Raw genomic sequence first — 19332 nt, 5'->3', positions numbered from 1 at the left:
GTGCCCCGGGGCTCAGATGCCCTGCCAGTCCGGCTTGGACGCGAACGTGGCGCGGAAGTAGTCGGCGAGCTTCAGCCGGGACGCCGCCGACTCGTCCACCACGACCGTCGCGTGCGGGTGGAGCTGGAGCGCGGAGGCCGGTACGAGCGCGGCGACCGGGCCCTCTACGGCCTGTGCGACCGCCTCCGCCTTGCCCTCGCCGGTGGCGAGCAGCACCAGATGGCGGGCCTCCAGGATGGTGCCGATGCCCTGCGTGATGACGTGGTGCGGCACCTCCTCCGGGCTGTCGAAGAAGCGCGCGTTGTCCTCGCGGGTCTGCCGGGTCAGCGTCTTGATGCGGGTGCGTGAGGCGAGCGAGGAGCAGGGCTCGTTGAAGCCGATGTGCCCGTCCGTACCGATGCCGAGCAGCTGGAGGTCCACCCCGCCGGCCTCGGCCAGCGCACGGTCGTACGCCTCGCACGCCGCCTGGACGTCCTCGGCGGTGCCGTCAGGTCCCATGAAGGCGCTCTCGCTCAGCCCCAGCGGCTCGACGACCTCGCGCAGGACCACCGAACGGTACGACTCGGGGTGGCCCGCCGGCAGTCCCACGTACTCGTCCAGCTGGGCTATCCGCGCGCGCGACGCGTCCACCTCGCCGGAGCGCACCTTGGCCGTCAGCGCCTGGTAGATGGGCAGGGGGGTCGAGCCGGTGGCCACACCGAGCAGAGCGTCGGGCTTGCGGCGCAGCAGGCCGGCGATGCTGTCCGCGATGAGCTCGCCACCTGCCGCGGCGTTCTGGACGATGACAACTTCCACGCTGGACCCTGCCAATCTGGAAATGAGACTTTTGTGGTATAGACCAATTCTATCAGAGGGGGCCGGATCGTCCCCCAACGTGTGGGAAAGGGCCGGAAACGGGCGGGGAATGGGCGGGGAACGATCCGGGGGCGGCCCGGTGGCGGAGGCACGGCGGGCCATGGTCGACTGGGAGGGCCGAGGGGCACCACCGACTTTGGAGGGCACCGAGCATGTCTGCCGCGTCGTCGGGCGAGTCGTGCGAGCGGGCCGGCGCCCTCATGTACGCCGAGGTCGCGGAGCAGCCGACCGTACTGCGGCGGATCCTGCGGGACGGCGCGCCCGGCATCCGCGAAGTGGCGGCCGCCATCGCCGCGCGCGAGCCGCGCTTCGTCCTGCTCACCGCCCGGGGCACGTCCGACCACGCCGCGCTCTATGCGAAGTATCTGCTGGAGATCCGGTGCGGACTGCCCTGCGGACTGGCCTCCATGTCCACCACGACGGCGTACGGCGCGAAGCCCGACCTCACCGATGTGCTGGTCATCGGGGTCAGCCAGTGGGGCGGCTCGCCCGACCTGGTGGCCTCCACCTGGGCCGCCCGGGAGGCCGGCGCGACGACGCTCGCGGTGACCAACAACCCCGACTCCGCGCTGACCGCCGTGGCGGAGTTCCATCTCGACGTCCTGGCGGGCGAGGAGCGTGCGCTGCCCGCCACCAAGTCGTACACCGCCTCACTGCTCGCGCTCTATCTCTTCGCCGAGGCGCTCGGCGGCCGTGACGGCGCGGCGGCCCGCCGTCTGCCGGACCTCGCGGACCGGGTGCTGGCGCGCACGGACGAGGTACGGACGCTCGCCTCGCGCTACCGCTTCGCCGAGCGGATGGTGATCATCTCCCGGGGCTACGGCTATCCGACGGCGAAGGAGGCGGCGCTCAAGGTCATGGAGACCTGCTACATCCCCGCGCTCTCCTACTCCGGCGCGGATCTGCTGCACGGCCCGCTCGCGATGGTCGACAACATCTCGCCGGTGATCGCGATCGTCCCCGAGGGCAAGGGCGGTGAGGCCCTTCAGCCGGTCCTCGCCCGGCTGCGGGCGCGGGGAGCCGACCTGTTCGTCGTGGGGTCCCGGCCGGAGGTCGATGCGGCGTCCGCGGGGTTCGTACTGCCGACGGACGGGGTTCCCGAGGAGCTTCAGCCGATCCTGCAGATCCTGCCGCTCCAGCTGCTGGCCCATGAGGTCGCCATCGCCAGGGGCCAGGATCCGGACGCGCCGCGGACGATGGCGAAGACGCCGGAGACCGGCTGACCGCGCTCCCGGAGGGGTCCTGTACCCGCGGGCCGCGGCGCCGCGACGGGACCCTCAACCCGTCCGGCACCGCAGCCCGGAGTTGCTACGGCCGACGGGTGTGCGGTCCCGCGTGGCCGTTGGGAGAGGTCCCGTCGCAGTCAGGGCAGAGAGCGCCGGTACCTCGGTCCACCCTCCTGTGCGGGGAGGGCGGAGGCTCATACAGCATTGTGGACTAGACCATTCTGGCTGTCCATGCGTGTACCGAGCCTATTTCCCCCGAACCCTCCAGTACAGACCACGGTTCGTCCGGGTTCGCGCCGCGAGTACGCTCGCCTGTGTGCCCTCCATGAACGACCTCGTACGCCAGCACACCGCCCTCAGCGAGTCCGACCTCGAATGGCTCCATCTGCTGGTCTCGGAGTGGCAGCTGCTCTCCGACCTCTCCTTCGCGGATCTCGTGCTCTGGGTCCCCACCCGAGACGGCACCCGCTATGTGTCCGTCGCCCAGATGCGGCCCAACACCGGACCCACCTCCTACCAGGACGACATGGTCGGCCATCTCGTCCCGCGTGGCCGCCGGCCGCTGCTGGACGCGGCGCTCGACGAGGGGCGGATCGTCCGGGAGGGCGACCCGGAGTGGCGTGAGGAGGTGCCGGTACGGGTCGAGTCCATCCCCGTACGGCGCGACGGCCGCGTCCTCGGGGTCATCGCGCGCAACACCAATCTGCTCACGGTCCGCACCCCCAGCCGGCTGGAGCTCACCTACCTCCAGTCCGCCTCCGATCTGGCCCAGATGATCGCCGCCGGATCCTTCCCCTTCCCCGGCCAGCAGGTCGACATGGACGCCTCCCCGCGTGTCGGAGACGGGCTGATCCGGCTGGACGCCGACGGAGTCGTCCAGTACGCGAGCCCCAACGCCCTGTCCGCGTATCACCGGTTGGGACTCGCGTCCGACTTGGTGGGACACCATCTCGGCCGCACCACCGACGAACTGGCCCCCGCGCGCGGCCCGGTGGACGAGGCCATGGTCAAACTCGCCAGCGGTTACGCGCCCCGTGAGACCGAGGTGGAGGGCAGCGGCGGAGTCATCCAGCTGCGCGCCATCCCCCTCAAGCCCAAGGGCACCCGGATCGGCTCGTTGGTGCTGCTCCGCGATGTGACGGAACTACGGCGCCGCGAGCGTGAGTTGATCACCAAGGACGCCACCATCCGGGAGATCCACCACCGGGTGAAGAACAACCTCCAGACAGTCGCCGCGCTTCTCCGGCTCCAGTCCAGGCGGATGGAGTCCGCGCAGGGCAGGGAAGCCCTCGACGAGGCCGTACGGCGCGTCGGATCCATCGCGATCGTCCACGAGACGCTGTCTCAGAATCTGGACGAGCGCGTCGAGTTCGACGAGATCGCCGACCGAGTGCTGGCGATGGTCGCCGAGATCTCGCCCGGCAAGGTCGTCTGCCGCCGTACGGGGAAGTTCGGCGTGCTCGACGCCGAAGTGGCCACGCCCCTCTCGATGGTGCTCACCGAGATTCTCCAGAACGCGCTGGAACACGCCTTCGCGCCGGGGGAGGAGGGCCGGGTCGATGTCTCGGCGGTGCGCAGCGGCGACTCGCCCGGGGTCAAGCGGGGCGAGGGGGCCCGCTCGGACGCCCGCCTCATGATCACTGTCCAGGACGACGGGCGCGGGCTGCCCGAGGGGTTCGATCCGCAGCGCGCCGGGAATCTGGGGCTCCAGATCGTACGGACCCTGGTGGAAGGGGAGTTGGGCGGTGGGTTCGACATGGTGCCGGCGCCGGTGCGCGGTACGCGCGTCATGCTGGACATTCCGGTGGAGCCCCAGAAGTAGCTGTCGTCGGGAAGTCCGGGAGTCGGGAAGTCCGGGAGTCCGGGAGTCCGGGGGCCGGGGGCATATCTTCGTACCGCCCGGCACAGCAGCGAGCCCCGGACCGTGGTGACGGTCCGGGGCTCGGCTCGAAGCTCACTTTGCGATGCGCATCGGGGGGTACTGCGCGCTGCGTTTCGGGGGCGGGGCTATGCGTACACGCTGTACGCTCCGCCGGCCAGGGCTCGTGGCGGGGTGCTTCAGGCGGTCGCGTTACGCGCCCGGTTACGAGCGGCGCGGCGCTTCATAGCGCGGCGCTCGTCCTCGCTGAGGCCACCCCAGACACCCGAGTCCTGACCGGACTCAAGTGCCCACTGCAGGCACTGCTCCATGACGGGGCAGCGACGGCAGACGGCCTTGGCTTCCTCGATCTGCAGCAGCGCAGGACCGGTGTTGCCGATGGGGAAGAACAGCTCGGGGTCTTCCTCGCGGCAAACGGCGTTGTGACGCCAGTCCATGGCTGCTACCTCTCTTGGTATTACATGCAGATTGCTTGTGAATGTGAACGCTTTCACGAATCCCTCGACAAGGGAAGGGTCAACCGCCAGCGGAAACTGGTGGGGTCCTTGGTTTGAGGAGGGGTTCTGGCTCTCAGGGAGGCCGATGTTGCGGGCCGTCCCGAGCGCCACGTAGAGATTCGCAAACCTCGGCGGCGGATACAACCCCTTCTGGAAAGTTTTTTTTGATTCCTCGGTGTCGACTAGGTCACAGCCGTACTTCCATGGGGTGGATGCCAGCCTAAACGTTCGAGTGAAAGGACTTTGGCCCCTTCCACTCACACAATCACACGCAGTGCACGGCGTACGCCTGTGAACGTCACGCTCGTGCGCAGTCCAAGATGGTCGCCGTCCATCTGGAAGGGGAGGGGCGCCTTGGAATGCAAGGTGAAGTCGGTCAGGTCATGAAGTGACACCGCATGGCGCCCGCGGGGGCCCCGATCAGGGGTAGAAGTGAGCAATTGGGTCGCATATCTGGCCACCGCGGGAGTCGACATCCTCGTCAACCCGAGGACATCGAGAGCCAGATCGAAAGAGGCCGCGGGAGACGCGTACACCGGACGATTGCCCAGGTAGGTCCAGGGGGCGGTGTTGCAGATTATGGAGAGAACAAGATCTTTCACCGGATCCTCACCGGGGCGTTCCAGTGTGATCAGCCCGCCTCGCCGGTGCGGCTCCTCCAGGAACTGCCGTACCACCTGGCGCACATAGAGGGCGTGCGTCGAACGTTTCCCGCGCTCCCGTTGTTGTTCGACCCGCCCGATCACCCCCGCGTCGAAACCGAAACCGGCGCAGAAGGTGAACCAGCGGGCGGGCACGGATTCGTCCTCGGTTCCCGGTGTTCCGGCGGCCAGTCCCAGACCGACCGTACGTTCGCTCCGCAGAGCGAGCGCGTCCAGGATCGCGCCGGTCGCCTCGACCGCGTCATTGGGAAGTCCGAGCGCACGGGCGAAGACATTGGTCGAACCGCCGGGGACCACCGCGAGACGCGGCAGCCGCTCGGGATCGGGGCCGTTGTGCAGCAGTCCGTTGACGACCTCGTTGACGGTGCCGTCACCCCCGAGGGCGACGACCAACTCGATGTCGTCCGAGTCGGCGGCGCGTCTTCCCAGGTCACGGGCGTGTCCGCGGTATTCGGTGGTCACCGCTTCGAGCTTCATCTCGCTGGCGAGCGCGTGAATCAGTACGTCTCGTGTGCGGGCACTGGTGGTGGTTGCTGCCGGATTGACCACAAGGAGTGCGCGCATGCCGAGCAGATTACCGGCCGGGCGCCGCGGGCCCGCCCCCGGGAGCCCGGGGCGGCGGGGCCTGTCGGGGGGTGAGGGGCGGCCGGGTGGTTACCCTGCAAGGGTGAGCAGCAGCAGCGAGCAGACCTCCCCCGCGTCCTCCCCGCGCCCCACGCGCCTGACCGCGGCGGCCGGCGCCTGTGGGCTCGAAGCCCTGGCGCTGATCGTCGGCGGTGTGTATCTGCTGGTGATGGGGTTGCTCGGGAAACCCGACAGCCCGGAGCAGGCCGAGATGGGCGGGGTCACCCTGATCGCGCTCGGTGTCATCCCGCTGATCGCCGCGCGCGGGCTGCTGCTGCGGCGCGCCTGGAGCCGGGGGCCCGCGCTGATCACCCAGATCATGGCGCTGCCCGTCGCCTATACGCTGCTGACCTCCACCGGCGGCATGATCCCGGCCGGTATCGCGCTCGCGGTGGTCGCGGTGACGGGGCTGGTCCTGCTGGTCAACCCGACCACCACGGAAGCCCTCGGTATCCGAGGCCCCGCCGACTCCCGGCGATAGCGCCGACAGGTAGCCCGTAGCCCGCGGCAGGTAGCCGTGGCCCGTCGGCCCGCGGCAGGTGGCCGGTAGCCGTGGAGCGACACCCGGCGGCGGGCCCCCGCGCCCGCCCCTGCCGTTCCACTCCCGCGCCCTGCCGCTCTACTCCTCGACCAACAGCCGCTCGCGCAGCTGCGCGAGCGTGCGGGCCAGCAGTCGCGAGACATGCATCTGCGAGATGCCGACCTCCTGCGCGATCTGCGACTGCGTCATATTGCCGAAGAACCGGAGCAGAAGAATCCGCTTCTCCCGTGGCGGCAGATCCTCCAGCAACGGCTTCAGCGACTCGCGGTACTCGACGCCCTCCAGCGCCTCGTCCTCCGCGCCCAGTGTGTCCGCGACCGCCGGGGACTCGTCGTCCGTGTCCGGGACGTCCAGTGACAGCGTGGAGTACGCGTTGGCGGACTCCAGACCCTCCAGGACCTCTTCCTCCGAAATGCCCAGCCGCTCCGCCAGTTCATGGACCGTGGGTGAACGGCCGTGCTGCTGGGAGAGTTCGGCGGTGGCGGTCGTCAGGGCGAGCCGCAGTTCCTGGAGGCGGCGCGGCACCCGGACCGCCCAGCCCTTGTCCCGGAAGTGCCGCTTGATCTCCCCGACGACCGTCGGCGTCGCATAGGTCGAGAACTCGACACCACGCTCCGGATCGAACCGGTCGACGGACTTGATCAGACCGATGGTGGCGACCTGGGTCAGATCGTCCAGCGGCTCGCCGCGATTGCGGAACCGTCTCGCCAGATGCTCGACCAGCGGCAGATGCATCCGCACCAGCTGATTGCGGAGATCCGCCTTCTCGGGCGAGCCGTCAGGCAGCTTGCGCAGCTCGATGAACATCGCCCGCGCCCCGCTGCGGTCATGTGGATCGTGGTGCTTGTCGTTGTGCTGCTCGCTCATAGTGGCCGCCCGCTCTGCCTGCGCCTGCTCCGCCGCGGCCGTCTGGCCGTCAAGTCCGTCCTCCGGGTGGGGTCGGGCCTGCTGCTCAGGGATGCCCGCGGGGGCGGGCGCCGGCTCCGACGGAGCTTCGTGCCCTTCCCGCGGCTCCCGTGGGATGCGCCCCTCGTCACGCACCGGACCGTCCCCGTTCCTCACGCCGGCCCGGGTCCCGCGCCGCGCTGTTTGTAGAGGCTGATCGTGACCGTACGGTCCTCCGCGACCGTCGAGTCGACCTTGCCGGCCAGCGCGGAGAGCACTGTCCAGGCGAAGGTGTCGCGCTCCGGCGCGCGTCCGTCGGTGGTGGGCGCCGACACGGTCACTTCGAGCGCGTCCTCGATGAGCCGGAAGACACAGCTGAGTACGGAGCCCGGTACGGCCTGCTGGAGCAGGATCGCGCAGGCCTCGTCCACCGCGATGCGGAGGTCCTCGATCTCGTCGAGGGTGAAGTCCAAGCGCGCCGCGAGGCCGGCTGTGGCCGTACGCAGCACGGACAGGTAGGCACCCGCAGCGGGCAGCCGGACTTCCACGAAGTCCTCGGTCCCGGGCTCGCCTGCGATCTGGGACACCCTCACCTCCAAGGTGGCACAAGCTCTTCTGGGCTCAGGGACAAGGAGTGTCCAGGAGCCTTGCGGTACGTAGTCGGTACGTAGCCGGTCGGTACGTAGCCGCTCTGGAGTGGCGACGCTATCGCGATCCGTGGTGCTGTGTCGCCGGGACCCCCACCCAGCGACTGTCACTCATGGTAAGCATATGAACACAGAAAGTGGCTAGAGGTTCCTGACGTTCAATTACGAAGAACCGGCGGAGGGTTGACGTACCCAGTCGTCATACGATCGAACCGTCCACGTAGCACCACCGCCAGCTCTCCCCGGGCTCGAAACTCCGCATCACGGCATGACCCGTGTCCTTGAAGTGTTGTGTCGCGTGTTGGTACGGCGAGGAGTCACAGCAGCCGATCTCGCCGCAGACGAGACAGATCCGCAGCTGTACGGGGTGGCTGTCGGCCGCGACGCACTCGCGGCAGGTGTCGGTGCGTGGCGCGGGCTCGGGGCGCGGCAGTTCCGCAACGTGGGGGCACTCGCTCATGATGACCAGGTTACGACGGGTGCAGAGGACGTGGAATGGACGTATTGCCGCTGATCGCGCTGGTGGCGGGGAGCGCGGCCATCGCCGGCGCGGCGCGCAGGACACCGGTGGCGGCGCCGTTGCTGTTGGTCGCCGTGGGGCTGGGCGCCTCGTATGTGCCGGGCGTACCGGACTACACACTGAATCCGCATATCGTGCTGCCACTGGTGTTGCCGCCGCTGTTGTACACGGCCGCGGTGGACAGTTCGTATCTCGATCTGCGGGCGAACATCAGGCCGGTCGCGCTGCTCTCGGTGGGGTATGTCCTCTTCGCGACGGTCGCGGTGGGCTGGCTGGTGTATTTGCTGGTGCCCGATCTCCCGTTGACCGCCGCGCTGGTGCTGGGTGCCGTGATCGCGCCCCCCGACGCGGTCGCGGCCACGGCCATCGCGCGCAAACTGGGGCTGCCGAACCGGATCACCACCATCCTCCAGGGCGAGTCCCTGGTGAACGACGCGACCGCCATCACCGCGTTCAAGGTGGCGCTGGCCGCGGCGGTCGGCGCGGGCGCGAGCTGGGCCGGCGGGATCGGGGAGTTCGCGCTGGCGTCGCTCGGCGGCATCGGTGTGGGGCTGCTCCTGATGGTGCCACTGCACTGGCTGCGTACCCATCTGACCGAGGCGCTGCTCCAGAACACCCTCTCGCTGCTCATCCCGTTCCTCGCCTACGCGCTGGCCGAACACGTGGGCGCGTCCGGGGTGCTGGCCGTCGTCGTGGTCGCGCTGTATCTCGGACACCGTTCCTGGCAGGTGGACTTCGAGACCCGGCTCCAGGAAGCGGCGGTGTGGAAGATGATCGCGTTCGTCCTGGAGTCGGCGGTGTTCGCGCTGATCGGGCTCCAACTGCCTCATGTGCTCAAGGGGCTGGGGGAGTACGGGGTCGGGGAATCGCTGCTGTACGCGGTGGGCGTCTTCGTGGTGGTGGTGGCGATCAGATTCGTCTGGGTCTATCCGGCGACCTTCCTGCCGCGCGCGCTGTCCCGGAGGATCAGGGAGCGCGAACCGGACACCAATTGGACGGCGCCGCTGATCGTCGGCTGGGCCGGGATGCGCGGAGTGGTGTCGCTGGCGATCGCGTTCTCGATCCCGCTGACGCTGGACGACGGACAGCCGTTCCCCGGGCGCAATCTCGTCCTGTTCCTGACGTTCACGACCGTGATCGGCACCCTGGTCGTGCAGGGCCTCACGCTGCCTCCGCTGATCCGGCTGCTGAAGATCCCGGGGCGCGACCGGCAGGCCGAGACCCTTGCCGAGGCGCAGGCGCAGAGCGAGGCCTCGGGGGCGGCGGAACGGCGGCTGGACGCGCTGCTGGCCGATGAGCGCAACGCACTGCCGCCGCCACTGGCCGAACGGCTCCGGCACGTGCTGGAGCGCCGCCGCAACGCCGTCTGGGAGCGGCTCGGGTCGGTCAACGAGGTGACGGGGGAGTCGGCGGACGACACCTACCGTCGGCTGTCGCGGGAGATGATCGCGGCGGAGCGCGCGGTGTTCGTGGAGCTGCGGGACCGGCGGCGGATCGACGACGAGATGATGCGGACGCTGCTGCGCAGACTGGACCTGGAGGAAGCGGCGGCCTATCGCGAGGAGGAGTGAGAGGAGGACCGAGACGGCTCCGGCTCCGGCCGCTGCGGCTCGGACGCCTCGGCGCCGGTCGGCTCCGGCTCGGACGGCTCGGCGCGGGTCGGCTCCGGTTGGCCCGTGATGACGGCGGCGACGGTCGTGCCCGGCCGGAAGGCGCCCTCCTCGGCCAGCGCGGTCAGGCCGTACAGCATTTTGGCGACATAGAGACGTTCCACCCGCAGCCCGTGCCGCTCCCCGAACTCCTCGGCGAACGCGTCGAGCGCGGGGGTGGTACGGGCGAAGCCGCCGAAGTGGAAGCGTCCGTCGAGCCGCCAGTCGCCGACGGGGCCGCCGAACGCGGCCTGTTGGAGCTCGCGTATCCCCCGCTCCAGGAAGTCGCCCCTGAGCACCGGGAAGCCCAGGGCCCGCTGACCGCTCCCGAGCCCGGCGGCGAGCCCCGCGAGCGTCCCGCCGGTGCCGCAGGCCACGGCGACGCTCCCGGCCACGCCGCGCAGTTCCCGGCCCAACTCGGCGCAGCCCTGGGCCGCGAGCGCGTTGCTGCCGCCTTCCGGTACGACGTACACGCTGTCGCGCTCCAGCCCGGCCCGGCCGAGTACGGTGGCCACCATCTCGGGCTCCGCCTTGCGCCGGTAGGCCGCGCGGTCCACGAAACACAGCCGCATCCCGTCGGCGGCACACCGGGCGAGCGACGGATTGAGCGGCTGTTCCGCCAGCTCCTCGCCCCGTACGACACCGACGGTGGTGAAGCCGAGGAGCCGGCCCGCGGCGGCGGTCGCGCGCAGATGGTTGGAGTACGCGCCACCGAAGGTCAGCAGGGTCCGCCGGCCGCTCACGACCGCGGCCCGCAGATTGGGCGCGAGTTTCCGCCACTTGTTGCCGGGCAGTTCGGGGTGGATCAGATCGTCACGTTTGAGCAGCAGCCGTACGCCGTGGCGCGCGAAGCGCTCGTCGTCGGCGGGCACCAGCGGCGAGGGCAGCCGGGGCCGCAGAGCGGCGAGGTCGGGCGCGTGGTGGCTGGGCACCCCTTCATTGTGGCGCCAACCCGGGCGCGCGGTGTTCCGGGGCGTGACGTGTCCCCGGGGCGTGATGTGCCCCCCCCGGGGGGTGACGTGTCCCCCGGGGCATGGCGTGTCCTGGATGCGAGGAATGTGCGCGTGTAATTCCCCGTTCTGGGTGATCCAGTCCCACTCATATGTGTAATGGCGAATGCACGCCACGTGATGGAACCATTCTTCTCGCAGGTCGGTACATGATCGAAGGGGAGAGTTCATGTCGGTTGGTAACGAGGTTCTGGCAGCTCAACCGCCGTCCCAGCAGAGTCTGGGGACGGCCGCCGCCCGGAATCTGGCGACCACCACCAAGTCGGTACCGCAGATGCAGGAGATCACCTCGCGGTGGCTGCTGCGGATGCTGCCTTGGGTGCAGATTCAGGGCGGTACGTACCGGGTGAACCGCAGGCTCAGCTACGCGGTCGGCGACGGACGTGTCACGTTCGTGCAGACGGGGGACCGGGTGACGGTCGTCCCCGCCGAGCTCGGCGAGCTGCCGGCGCTGCGCGCGTACGGCGACGACGGTGTGCTGTCCGAGCTGGCCCGCCGCTGCGAGCAGCGGGAGTTCGCGGCGGGCCAGGTCATGGTGTCCTCCGGTGACGCGGCGGACGAGGTCTTCCTGCTGGCGCACGGCCGGGTCGAGAAGGTGGGCTCGGGGCCTTACGGGGGTGACGCCGTGCTCGAAGTGCTCGCCGACGGAGCGTACTTCGGCGACCAGGCCCTGGTGGACGGGGAGGCCACCTGGAACTACACCGCGAAGGCGGCCACGGCCTGCACCGTGCTGGTGCTGAGCAGGCGGGACGTACTCAGCCTCGCGGAGCGCGAGGAGTCGCTGCGCGACCATCTGGCGGCGGTGGTGTCCGTACCGCATCAGCGCACCAACAAGTACGGCGAGGCCGAGATCGATCTCTCCGCCGGTCATGTCGGCGAGAGCGTCGTGCCCCATACGTTCGTCGACTACGAGGTGGCGCCGCGCGAGTACGAACTGAGCGTCGCGCAGACCGTGCTGAAGGTGCACAGCCGGGTCGCCGACCTCTACAACCAGCCCATGAACCAGACCGAGCAGCAGTTGCGGCTCACGGTCGAGGCGCTGCGTGAACGCCAGGAGCATGAGCTGATCAACAACCGTGAGTTCGGTCTGCTCAACAACTGCGACTACGGAGAGCGGATCCAGCCGCACGACGGCGGGCCGAGCCCGGACGACATGGACGAGCTGCTCTCGCGCCGCCGCGGCTCGAAGATGTTCCTCGCGCACCCCCGGGCCATCGCCGCGTTCGGACGTGAGTGCAACAAGCGGGGGCTCTATCCGGCCAGTGTGGAGGTGGCGGGCGAGCATGTGCCCGGCTGGCGCGGGGTGCCGATCTTCCCGTGCAACAAGATCCCGGTCTCGGACGCCAGGACGACCTCGATCATCTGTATGCGTACGGGCGAGTCCGAGCAGGGTGTGATCGGCCTCCAGCAGAGCGGGATCCCGGACGAGATCGAGCCGGGCCTGTCGGTCCGCTTCATGGGCATCGACGAGCAGGCGATCATCTCGTACCTGGTCACCGCGTACTACTCGGCCGCCATTCTGGTGCCGGACGCCGTCGGTGTGCTGGAGAACGTGGAAGTGGGCCGCTGGGGATGAGGTGACCGGCCCGGGTGGGCCGGCCGTGCCGACCGTACGGCCGCCCCTCCGGGCACCCGGGCACCGGCATCCGGTGCCCGTCAGCCGGTCTCCACCGCAGAGGAAGTGACCGTGACCATGACCAGCACGGATACCGCCCCCGGGGGCCACGAGGCCGTGGCACTCCTGGAGCGCACCCGCACCGCCGTCCATCCCGAACTCCGCTCCAGCGTCGAGTCGTTGCCCGGCTCCCTGCGCCGGGTCGCGATGTACCACTTCGGCTGGGAACACGCCGACGGCACCCCCGCCTCCGGCCGGACGGGCAAGGCGATCAGACCCGCGCTCGTCCTCGCCGCGGCGCGCTCGCTCGGCGGGGATCCGCACCACGCGGTACGGGCCGCCGCCGCCGTCGAGCTGGCCCACAACTTCACGCTGCTCCACGACGACGTGATCGACGAGGACCTGACCCGGCGGAATCGCGCCACCGCCTGGACCGTCTTCGGCATCCCCGACGCCATCATCGCGGGCGACGCCATGATGACCCTCGCGCTGCGACTGCTCGCCGAGGACCCGCACCCGGCGTCGGCCGCCGCCTCGGCCAGGCTCGCGGCCTGTGTCATCGAGCTGTGCGCGGGCCAGCAGGCGGACTGCTCCTTCGAGCAGCGCGATCCGCACGAGGTCTCGTTGGACGAGTGCGTCGCCATGGCGACGGCCAAGACCGGTGCCCTGCTGGGCGCCTCGTGTGCCCTCGGCGCGCTGTACGCGGGCGCGCGGGAGGAGCAGGTCGCCGCGCTGGACGCCTTCGGCAGGGAGGCGGGGCTCGCCTTCCAGCTGATCGACGACCTGATCGGGATCTGGGGCGATCCCGACCGTACGGGCAAACCGGCCGGCGCCGATCTGGCCGCCCACAAGAAGTCCCTGCCGGTGGTCGCGGCCCTGGCCTCGGGCACCCCGGCGGCCGCGGAGCTGGCCGAGTTGTACCGGGGGCCGATGCACGCCGAAGCCGTGGTGCGCGCGGCCGCCGCCGTCGAACGGGCGGGCGGGCGCGACTGGGCGCAGCTCCAGGCGGCCGAGCGGATGTCCCGGGCCGTGCACGAACTGTCCCGGGCGGTCCCCGACATGTCGGCGGCTGACGATCTGCTGGCCCTGGCGGAGTTCGTGACGCGCCGTACCCGCTGAGGCGGGCGCCCGGCCCCGCTCGCTCCGGCCGGGCAGTCGGCCGGTGCGACCGACGACCTGATCACCACGACGAATCCGCTGGTCCTCGGCTCGGGGATGCCGGTGTGCGGGGCGGATTCCGCCCTCGCCGAGGTCACCTGGGAGTCCGTAAGGGTGTTCGGGAGCAGTGTGCTCGTGAGGAAGTATGACCGGAAGCCGTGACCCCTGCTGCGGCGGAAGATCCGGTACCGCTACAGTCCGCGCCATGACAGCGGAGTCGACGGATTCATGGGCGGGTTGGTACCGGGACCGCCTGGGCGCGGAAGCGATCACCCTGAGCGTGGGTGGGCAGCAAGTGCGCACTCAGATCAGGGGAGTCGCGTACGAAGGGGCGGATTTCGCCGACCTGGAAGCGGTGGGGGCGGGCGAGCTCCTGTCGTCCTGCGTCATGGAATGGGACATACCGATGCCCGTCAGTTCGGCCGGCGCGGTCCAACAGGCCACGCTGAGCTGTCTGCTGACGCTCGGTGAGCGAGCGGCCGAGGGGCCGGTCGGCCGGGCGGAGCTGAGCCTGACGCTGCACTGCGACGGGGCCGCCTACGCGTCGGGGATCGCCGGAGGCGCCTTCGAGGAGGCGCTTGGTCGGATCAGGCGCCAGCTGCCGAGCGGAACGGAACTGGGCGACCGGCCGCTGGTGGGAGCGTCCTGACGAGCTGACACCCTCACGCACTCACTCACCCGCTCGGTGCCGGGGCCGGCACAGGACCTCATCCGGTACCGGGGCGTCGTCGTGGAGGACGAACTCCTCCGCGATGTCCGCCGGTTGGAAACCGGCCACCATCAGACCGTCGAGCAGCGCGTTCAGCCGGGCGCGCGCCGCCGGTCTGCCGACACCGCGGGCGCGCTGTGTCACGGAGCGCTCCTGGACCCCGCGGGCCGGCACCCGGCGCGCGGCGCGCGAGACATGCGCGCTGTGCCGTTCGGCGACCGCCGCCAGGCGCTGGGTGTCGTACGGGATCGGCAGCCGCACCGTGACCTGGTGCTCGAAGTGGCAGTACGCGGGCAGCGACGCGGCCTCGGCGTCGGTCCCCGGCACGCCCTCGTTCCAGGGCGCCGCCACCAGCCTGGTCCGTACGACGGGGAGCCCGGCCTCCGCGAGGCGCTCCGCACACCGCTCGGCGGCGCGGCGCCGCTCGTCGAGTGTGCCCGCGCCGGGCAGGGTGAGCGTCGGCCGGGACGGGGTGCGACCCCGGTCCAGGACGACGAGCGTGACCGCGAGGCCATGGGCGGCGGCCCAGTCATGGAGGCACGCGACCTGGTCCGGGCGGTCGGCCCGTACGGTCAGAAGTGTCTTGAAATCGCCCTCGATGGACCGGCCGAGTTCGGGCGAAGCGCCGGTCTCCGTACTGAAGTCCACCGCGCGACGTTACCAAGGGGAACACGGAAAGGGGCGCCCCTTGGTCGGTTCGGGGCGCCCCTTCGTCACACAAGGGAGGTCAGGCGTGTGTTCTCCGTGCGGGAGGTCAGGAGACCTTGGCCATCGCGGCGGCGAGGCCGTTCGCCCACAGGGCGTTGACCCGGGCGCGCTCGGCCGCGTTCGGCTGGGCGTTCTGGCAGGAGGTGCCGGGACCGCCGCCGGACATCAGCTCGCTGCACGGGCCGGAGTAGTTGTCGGGGAGGCCGAGGACGTGACCGGTCTCGTGGGCGGTGACGCGGGTGGAGTTGTACTGCTGGTTCTGCCGGTAGTCCAGGAAGATGTAGCCGCGGCCGTGACCGTCGGTGCTCGCGTACGAGCCACGCGGGTCATTGCCCTCGCGGTACGTGAAGTCCGCGGCGCTGCCCGCCTGGAGCTTCACATTGGTGACGGCGCTGTTCCATATCGAGGTCGAGCTGGCTATCTGACTGGCGAACGTGGGCGCGCTCGACGCGTTGTAGATCACGGTGACCGCCTGGGCACCGGGGTTGGCGGCACGCTTCTCGGCGACCGACTTCAGGACGGCGTCGAAGAACGCCTTGGTGCCCGCGGCCTCGGCCTTCGAGCCCTCGTAGGCGGCGTACGAGGAGGTGGGGGCCTCGCCGACCGGGGCCGGGGCGGCGGTGGCGGTGGGCGCGACACCGAGTGCGGCGACGGCCAGACCGATACCGGCGATGGCGGAAATGGCGGTCCTGGGGTGTCTCATGTGGGGGGCTCCTACTCGTCCGTTGAACGGATTCGGTACCGCAGAGTCTCGGGGAGACCGCCCCTGTGCGGATGATGTCAAAGACCGATAACACGAGCGCATCACCCTGGCCGCAAATCTTCGAATGCGCCTCCAATTACAGGGATTTGGACATCTGGTGTGGTGCGGGAGGCCGCTCTACTCTCTGGGCATGGAGCTGGAGGTGAGACATCTGCGTGCCCTGTGTGCCATTGCCGATGCCGGCAGTCTGCACAAGGCGGCGCGACAGCTGGGGATGAGCCAGCCATCCCTGACCACGCAACTGCGGCGCATCGAGCACGCGTTGGGCGCGGAGCTGTTCTCCCGGGAACGTACCGGCTGCCGGCCCACCCCGCTGGGCCGCTCGGTACTGAGCCGGGCCCGCCCGCTCGTCTCCGGGATGGCCGCGCTCGTCGCCGAGGCACGGGTGGTCGCCGGCCTGGCCGACGGGCCGAGGCTGCGGATCGGCTCCACCGCGAGCCGTGCGCTGGTGGGGTGGCTGCGCCGACTCAGAAACCGGCTGCCGGGTACGGACATCTCGCTCCATATGGACGTCTCCGCCAACGTGTTGCTGCGAATGCTCGCCGCGGGTCAGCTGGACGTGGCCTTCGTGCATGAGGTGGAGGGCTGCCCGCTGCTCGTTCCCGAGGGGCTGGAGCGGCGCGTACTGGTGGAACGGGAACCGCAGTTCATCTCCATGGCCCGGGACCATCCGGCGGCCGGCAGCCCGGTGGTGGAACTCGCGGATCTCGCCGAGGACCGCTGGATGGTCGATCCGACGGTGGACGGTGAATGGGACGGGCTGCGCAGGGTATTGGGCGCGGCCGGGCTCGACCCGCCTGTGCTGCACGGGGATTACCTCACGGCGGCCTCCCTGATCGCGGTCGGCGAGGCTGTCGCCCCCTGCCAGCCGACATCGGGCCCTCGCGACGACATGGCGATCCGGCCACTGAGGGACGATCCGCTGGCGGTACGGCTGCTGCTGTTCTCGCGGCCGGACGGGTTGGGGGCGGGCGCGGAGTGGGCGGGCGTGGAGCGGGTGGGGAATGCGGAGCGGGTCGGCGGCGCGGAGCGGGTGGGAGGTGCGGAGCGCTCCGGCGGCGACGCGGTGTTCGCGGACCTGGAGGCGTCGTACCGGGAGGCGGCGCTGCGCGCGGTCGACTACCGCAGATGGCTGACCGCCCACAAGAGCCCACTGCTGCACGCGCGGGCGGCCTGACATGGGGCTGCTCCGACGGGGCGGCCGGGAGGAAAACCGGTTGATCGGATCCGGCCCGACTGGGTAGGCAGGAGCCCGTGCCCGCGCCTGTATCCGTGCCTGAATCCGTATCCGTATCCGTATCCGGCGGGTTGTCCCCGAGGAGTGACGATGGCTCACCGTATGACCGTGCCTGCCCTGTTCCCGCCGCCCGACTACGCGCACACGGCGATCGTTGAAACGGACCGACGCCTCGCCTTCCTCGCCGGCTCCGTACCGCTCGACGCCGACGGCAAGCTCGTCGGACCCGGCGATCTCGTGGCCCAGACGAAGCAGGTTCTCGCCAATCTGGAGACCGCCCTGCGCGCGATCGATTGCGGTCTGTCCGATGTCGTGGCGACCACGGTGTATGTGGCCGCGACGGAACCGGCCGAACTCAGCCGGGTCTGGGAGGTGGTCCGCGAGGGCGGCCTCGCCCTGGGACCGCACACGTCCACGCTGCTCGGGGTCACCTGCCTGGGATACACGGGACAGCTGGTGGAGATCACGGCGGTGGCCGAGGTCCCCTGACGCCGGGCCGGGCTTGCGCGGGGAGCGAACGGAACGTGACCCGGCGTCGACTGGCGGGACAGTGGATGACATGCCACCCATGTCATCCAAACCGGCCGGGCCACCCGCGCCGCCCCCGTCGACGCCGTCGACCCCGTCGACCCCGTCACGATCCGGCCGCGTGGCCGTCCTCTCCGACATCCACGGCGTCCTCCCGGCACTGGAGGCCGTGCTCGCCGAGCCGGAGGTCTCGGCCGCCGAACGCGTCGTGATCACCGGCGACATCGCGGCGGGCCCCCAGCCGGCCGAGGTACTGGACCTGCTGACGGATCTCGGCGACCGGGCCGTACTGATCGGCGGCAACGCCGACCGCGAGCTGGTCGAACCGCGCACGGGAAAGAGCCCCGCGCCGCCCGACGCCATCACCGCCTGGGCGGCCGACCGGTTGCGCGACGACCACATCGCACTGCTGGCCGGTCTCCCGCGCACGCGATGCCTGGCCGTGGCCGGGCTGGGCGACATCCTGTTCTGCCACGCGACCCCGCGCGACGACGAAGAGGTCGTCCTCGTCGACTCCCGGCTCGCCCGCTGGAGCGAGGTCTTCGAAGGGCTCGGCGAGCAGATCCGTACGGTCGTCTGCGGACACACCCACATGCCCTTCGTACGCCTCGCCCACGGCCGTCAGGTCATCAACCCGGGCAGCGTCGGTATGCCCTACGGCCGCCCCGGCGCACACTGGGCGCTCCTCGGCCCCGGCGTCGAACTGCGCGTCACCCACTACGACATCGACGCGGCGATCGCCCGGCTCACGGCGGAATCCGGCTACCCGGACATCGAGGAGTGGGCGGACTACTACCTCCACGCCCGCGCCACCGACACCGAAGCGCTCACGACCTTCGGCCCCCGCGACGGCCGTACGACGGCCGTTGTCGGTCCCGTCTGAGATGCTGCCCCCATCGGCGCGCGCCGAACGGACGGCAGACGGACGGCAGACGGACGGCAGGAGGTACCGATGGGCTTTACGGACGAGATCTGGCACGTCGTCTCACGCCACGACGCACAGCCGGTAGGCGACATCACCATCGACGAGGCGGACTTCCCCTGGCTCAGCGGCCACTTCACCCCGGGCCCCGGATTCGCCGCGGTGAAGCCCCTGTTCGACCGCGAGCTGTCCTTGCTGGACCGCGTGAGCGAAGAGCCCCACGCCTGGGAGGCGGCGTGCGACGACGTCGTACGAGCGGTGGCCCTGGTGTCCCCGGACGGCCCGGTGCCGGAATTCCTTCTGCACATCCGCGACGCGCGTGCCTGGTTCCGCTGGAGCGATACCCCGTTCGACGCCTGAGCGAACTCTGCGTTGCGCAGTCGCGTGGGTGTGGGTGCGGGTTCGTGCCGAGGGGTAGTTGGGGTGGGCCGGGGGGTGTGGTGTCGGGTGGGGGCCGCCCCTGGGTTTCAGTTTCGCGGTTGCGGGTTGGGCGTCAAGGGCGCTCCTTCGTCGCGTCGGCAAGCCGATGACCTTCGGTCACCCTTGACCCCCGCCCCTCCACCGCAAGTGCTGCTTTGAGGGGGGCGGCCCGGGGGGAGGGGTCCCAATGCCAGGAACTTTAGGGGGTGCGGGTTTGAGTCGTGGTGGTCTCTTGGTCGTGTTGGTGTTGGGTCTGTGTGTTTGGGGTGTCCGGGGT

20 protein-coding genes are annotated in these 19332 nt (G+C 70.3%); 11 read left to right on the top strand and 9 right to left on the bottom strand.

Features of this window, described 5'->3' with window-relative positions; genetic code table 11:
- Positions 1 to 12: 12 nt before the first annotated feature.
- Positions 13 to 795, bottom strand: coding sequence for a glucosamine-6-phosphate deaminase (gene nagB / locus ABTZ59_RS06805; protein WP_351391816.1), 783 nt, complete (start codon positions 793 to 795; stop codon positions 13 to 15).
- A gap of 212 nt (positions 796 to 1007) precedes the next feature.
- Here nagB and ABTZ59_RS06800 point away from each other — a divergent pair, with 212 nt between their 5' ends.
- Positions 1008 to 2078, top strand: a complete 1071-nt coding sequence (locus ABTZ59_RS06800; protein WP_351391813.1) for an SIS domain-containing protein — start codon at positions 1008 to 1010, stop codon at positions 2076 to 2078.
- Positions 2079 to 2406: 328 nt separating this feature from the next.
- Positions 2407 to 3903: a sensor histidine kinase gene (locus tag ABTZ59_RS06795; protein ID WP_351392303.1), complete on the top strand. Its 1497-nt coding sequence runs from the start codon at positions 2407 to 2409 to the stop codon at positions 3901 to 3903.
- A 236-nt stretch (positions 3904 to 4139) separates the two neighbouring features.
- On the opposite strand, the gene ABTZ59_RS06790 is transcribed toward ABTZ59_RS06795, so the two are convergent.
- Together ABTZ59_RS06790 and ABTZ59_RS06785 are read right to left on the bottom strand one after the other, a co-directional pair.
- Positions 4140 to 4397, bottom strand: a complete 258-nt coding sequence (locus ABTZ59_RS06790; RefSeq protein ID WP_004937597.1) for a WhiB family transcriptional regulator — start codon at positions 4395 to 4397, stop codon at positions 4140 to 4142.
- A 317-nt stretch (positions 4398 to 4714) separates the two neighbouring features.
- On the bottom strand, positions 4715 to 5683 hold the full coding sequence (locus tag ABTZ59_RS06785; RefSeq protein ID WP_351391810.1) for a diacylglycerol/lipid kinase family protein: 969 nt from the start codon (positions 5681 to 5683) through the stop codon (positions 4715 to 4717).
- Positions 5684 to 5786: 103 nt separating this feature from the next.
- Here ABTZ59_RS06785 and ABTZ59_RS06780 point away from each other — a divergent pair, with 103 nt between their 5' ends.
- Positions 5787 to 6224, top strand: a complete 438-nt coding sequence (locus ABTZ59_RS06780) for a hypothetical protein (protein WP_351391807.1) — start codon at positions 5787 to 5789, stop codon at positions 6222 to 6224.
- A 138-nt stretch (positions 6225 to 6362) separates the two neighbouring features.
- Here the strand turns inward: ABTZ59_RS06780 and ABTZ59_RS06775 are convergent, their stop codons facing one another.
- From ABTZ59_RS06775 to ABTZ59_RS06765, 3 genes are all read right to left on the bottom strand, one after another.
- A complete protein-coding gene (locus tag ABTZ59_RS06775; RefSeq protein WP_030352799.1) occupies positions 6363 to 7346 on the bottom strand; it encodes an RNA polymerase sigma factor SigF in 984 nt (327 codons plus the stop codon).
- Positions 7343 to 7756, bottom strand: coding sequence for an ATP-binding protein (locus ABTZ59_RS06770; protein ID WP_249953912.1), 414 nt, complete (start codon positions 7754 to 7756; stop codon positions 7343 to 7345). The genes ABTZ59_RS06775 and ABTZ59_RS06770 overlap by 4 nt, the downstream gene beginning before the upstream one ends.
- 259 nt (positions 7757 to 8015) lie before the next feature.
- Positions 8016 to 8276, bottom strand: a complete 261-nt coding sequence (locus ABTZ59_RS06765) for a UBP-type zinc finger domain-containing protein (protein WP_351391803.1) — start codon at positions 8274 to 8276, stop codon at positions 8016 to 8018.
- 35 nt (positions 8277 to 8311) lie between these two features.
- Here ABTZ59_RS06765 and ABTZ59_RS06760 point away from each other — a divergent pair, with 35 nt between their 5' ends.
- Positions 8312 to 9907 (top strand): Na+/H+ antiporter, encoded by a 1596-nt coding sequence (locus tag ABTZ59_RS06760; RefSeq protein WP_351391800.1) that lies wholly within the window; start codon positions 8312 to 8314, stop codon positions 9905 to 9907.
- Here ABTZ59_RS06760 and ABTZ59_RS06755 read toward each other — a convergent pair.
- Positions 9889 to 10917: a 1-aminocyclopropane-1-carboxylate deaminase/D-cysteine desulfhydrase gene (locus tag ABTZ59_RS06755; protein ID WP_351391798.1), complete on the bottom strand. Its 1029-nt coding sequence runs from the start codon at positions 10915 to 10917 to the stop codon at positions 9889 to 9891. The genes ABTZ59_RS06760 and ABTZ59_RS06755 overlap by 19 nt on opposite strands.
- A 247-nt stretch (positions 10918 to 11164) precedes the next feature.
- On the opposite strand from ABTZ59_RS06755, the gene ABTZ59_RS06750 reads away from it, so the two are divergent.
- The 3 genes from ABTZ59_RS06750 (at position 11165) to ABTZ59_RS06740 (ending at position 14417) form a co-directional block, all read left to right on the top strand.
- Positions 11165 to 12571 (top strand): family 2B encapsulin nanocompartment shell protein, encoded by a 1407-nt coding sequence (locus tag ABTZ59_RS06750; protein ID WP_351391794.1) that lies wholly within the window; start codon positions 11165 to 11167, stop codon positions 12569 to 12571.
- A gap of 117 nt (positions 12572 to 12688) precedes the next feature.
- Entirely contained in the window at positions 12689 to 13729 is a 1041-nt protein-coding gene (locus tag ABTZ59_RS06745; RefSeq protein WP_351391789.1) for a family 2 encapsulin nanocompartment cargo protein polyprenyl transferase, read from the top strand.
- A gap of 244 nt (positions 13730 to 13973) precedes the next feature.
- Entirely contained in the window at positions 13974 to 14417 is a 444-nt protein-coding gene (locus ABTZ59_RS06740; RefSeq protein WP_351391786.1) for a DUF6304 family protein, read from the top strand.
- A gap of 21 nt (positions 14418 to 14438) precedes the next feature.
- Here ABTZ59_RS06740 and ABTZ59_RS06735 read toward each other — a convergent pair whose 3' ends face one another.
- Together ABTZ59_RS06735 and snpA are read right to left on the bottom strand one after the other, a co-directional pair.
- Positions 14439 to 15125 (bottom strand): hypothetical protein, encoded by a 687-nt coding sequence (locus ABTZ59_RS06735; protein WP_351391783.1) that lies wholly within the window; start codon positions 15123 to 15125, stop codon positions 14439 to 14441.
- A 106-nt stretch (positions 15126 to 15231) separates the two neighbouring features.
- Complete coding sequence (gene snpA, locus ABTZ59_RS06730; protein WP_351391781.1) at positions 15232 to 15888, bottom strand: snapalysin; 657 nt, start codon at positions 15886 to 15888, stop codon at positions 15232 to 15234.
- A gap of 190 nt (positions 15889 to 16078) precedes the next feature.
- Here snpA and ABTZ59_RS06725 point away from each other — a divergent pair, with 190 nt between their 5' ends.
- From ABTZ59_RS06725 to ABTZ59_RS06710, 4 genes are all read left to right on the top strand, one after another.
- Complete coding sequence (locus ABTZ59_RS06725) at positions 16079 to 17125, top strand: LysR family transcriptional regulator (RefSeq protein ID WP_351391778.1); 1047 nt, start codon at positions 16079 to 16081, stop codon at positions 17123 to 17125.
- 150 nt (positions 17126 to 17275) lie between these two features.
- Positions 17276 to 17674 (top strand): RidA family protein, encoded by a 399-nt coding sequence (locus ABTZ59_RS06720; protein WP_351391775.1) that lies wholly within the window; start codon positions 17276 to 17278, stop codon positions 17672 to 17674.
- 160 nt (positions 17675 to 17834) lie between these two features.
- A complete protein-coding gene (locus tag ABTZ59_RS06715) occupies positions 17835 to 18596 on the top strand; it encodes a metallophosphoesterase family protein (RefSeq protein ID WP_351391772.1) in 762 nt (253 codons plus the stop codon).
- Positions 18597 to 18665: 69 nt separating this feature from the next.
- Positions 18666 to 18995, top strand: coding sequence for a hypothetical protein (locus ABTZ59_RS06710; RefSeq protein ID WP_351391769.1), 330 nt, complete (start codon positions 18666 to 18668; stop codon positions 18993 to 18995).
- Positions 18996 to 19332: the final 337 nt, after the last annotated feature.

It is taken from the genome of Streptomyces sp. NPDC094034 (genome assembly GCF_040303865.1).
In the GTDB taxonomy this organism is placed as follows: Bacteria; Actinomycetota; Actinomycetes; order Streptomycetales; family Streptomycetaceae; genus Streptomyces.
This window is presented reverse-complemented; position numbering and strand designations above follow the sequence as displayed.

Coding starts and splice junctions, on each gene's coding strand:
- ABTZ59_RS06795 (WP_351392303.1), top strand. CDS start 2,407: ATGAACGACCTCGTACGCCAGCACACCGCCCTCAGCGAGTCCGACCTC.
- ABTZ59_RS06750 (WP_351391794.1), top strand. CDS start 11,165: ATGTCGGTTGGTAACGAGGTTCTGGCAGCTCAACCGCCGTCCCAGCAG.
- ABTZ59_RS06800 (WP_351391813.1), top strand. CDS start 1,008: ATGTCTGCCGCGTCGTCGGGCGAGTCGTGCGAGCGGGCCGGCGCCCTC.
- ABTZ59_RS06725 (WP_351391778.1), top strand. CDS start 16,079: ATGGAGCTGGAGGTGAGACATCTGCGTGCCCTGTGTGCCATTGCCGAT.
- ABTZ59_RS06745 (WP_351391789.1), top strand. CDS start 12,689: ATGACCAGCACGGATACCGCCCCCGGGGGCCACGAGGCCGTGGCACTC.
- snpA (WP_351391781.1), bottom strand. CDS start 15,888: ATGAGACACCCCAGGACCGCCATTTCCGCCATCGCCGGTATCGGTCTG.
- ABTZ59_RS06740 (WP_351391786.1), top strand. CDS start 13,974: ATGACAGCGGAGTCGACGGATTCATGGGCGGGTTGGTACCGGGACCGC.
- ABTZ59_RS06790 (WP_004937597.1), bottom strand. CDS start 4,397: ATGGACTGGCGTCACAACGCCGTTTGCCGCGAGGAAGACCCCGAGCTG.
- ABTZ59_RS06710 (WP_351391769.1), top strand. CDS start 18,666: ATGGGCTTTACGGACGAGATCTGGCACGTCGTCTCACGCCACGACGCA.
- ABTZ59_RS06760 (WP_351391800.1), top strand. CDS start 8,312: ATGGACGTATTGCCGCTGATCGCGCTGGTGGCGGGGAGCGCGGCCATC.
- ABTZ59_RS06765 (WP_351391803.1), bottom strand. CDS start 8,276: ATGAGCGAGTGCCCCCACGTTGCGGAACTGCCGCGCCCCGAGCCCGCG.
- ABTZ59_RS06720 (WP_351391775.1), top strand. CDS start 17,276: ATGGCTCACCGTATGACCGTGCCTGCCCTGTTCCCGCCGCCCGACTAC.
- ABTZ59_RS06785 (WP_351391810.1), bottom strand. CDS start 5,683: ATGCGCGCACTCCTTGTGGTCAATCCGGCAGCAACCACCACCAGTGCC.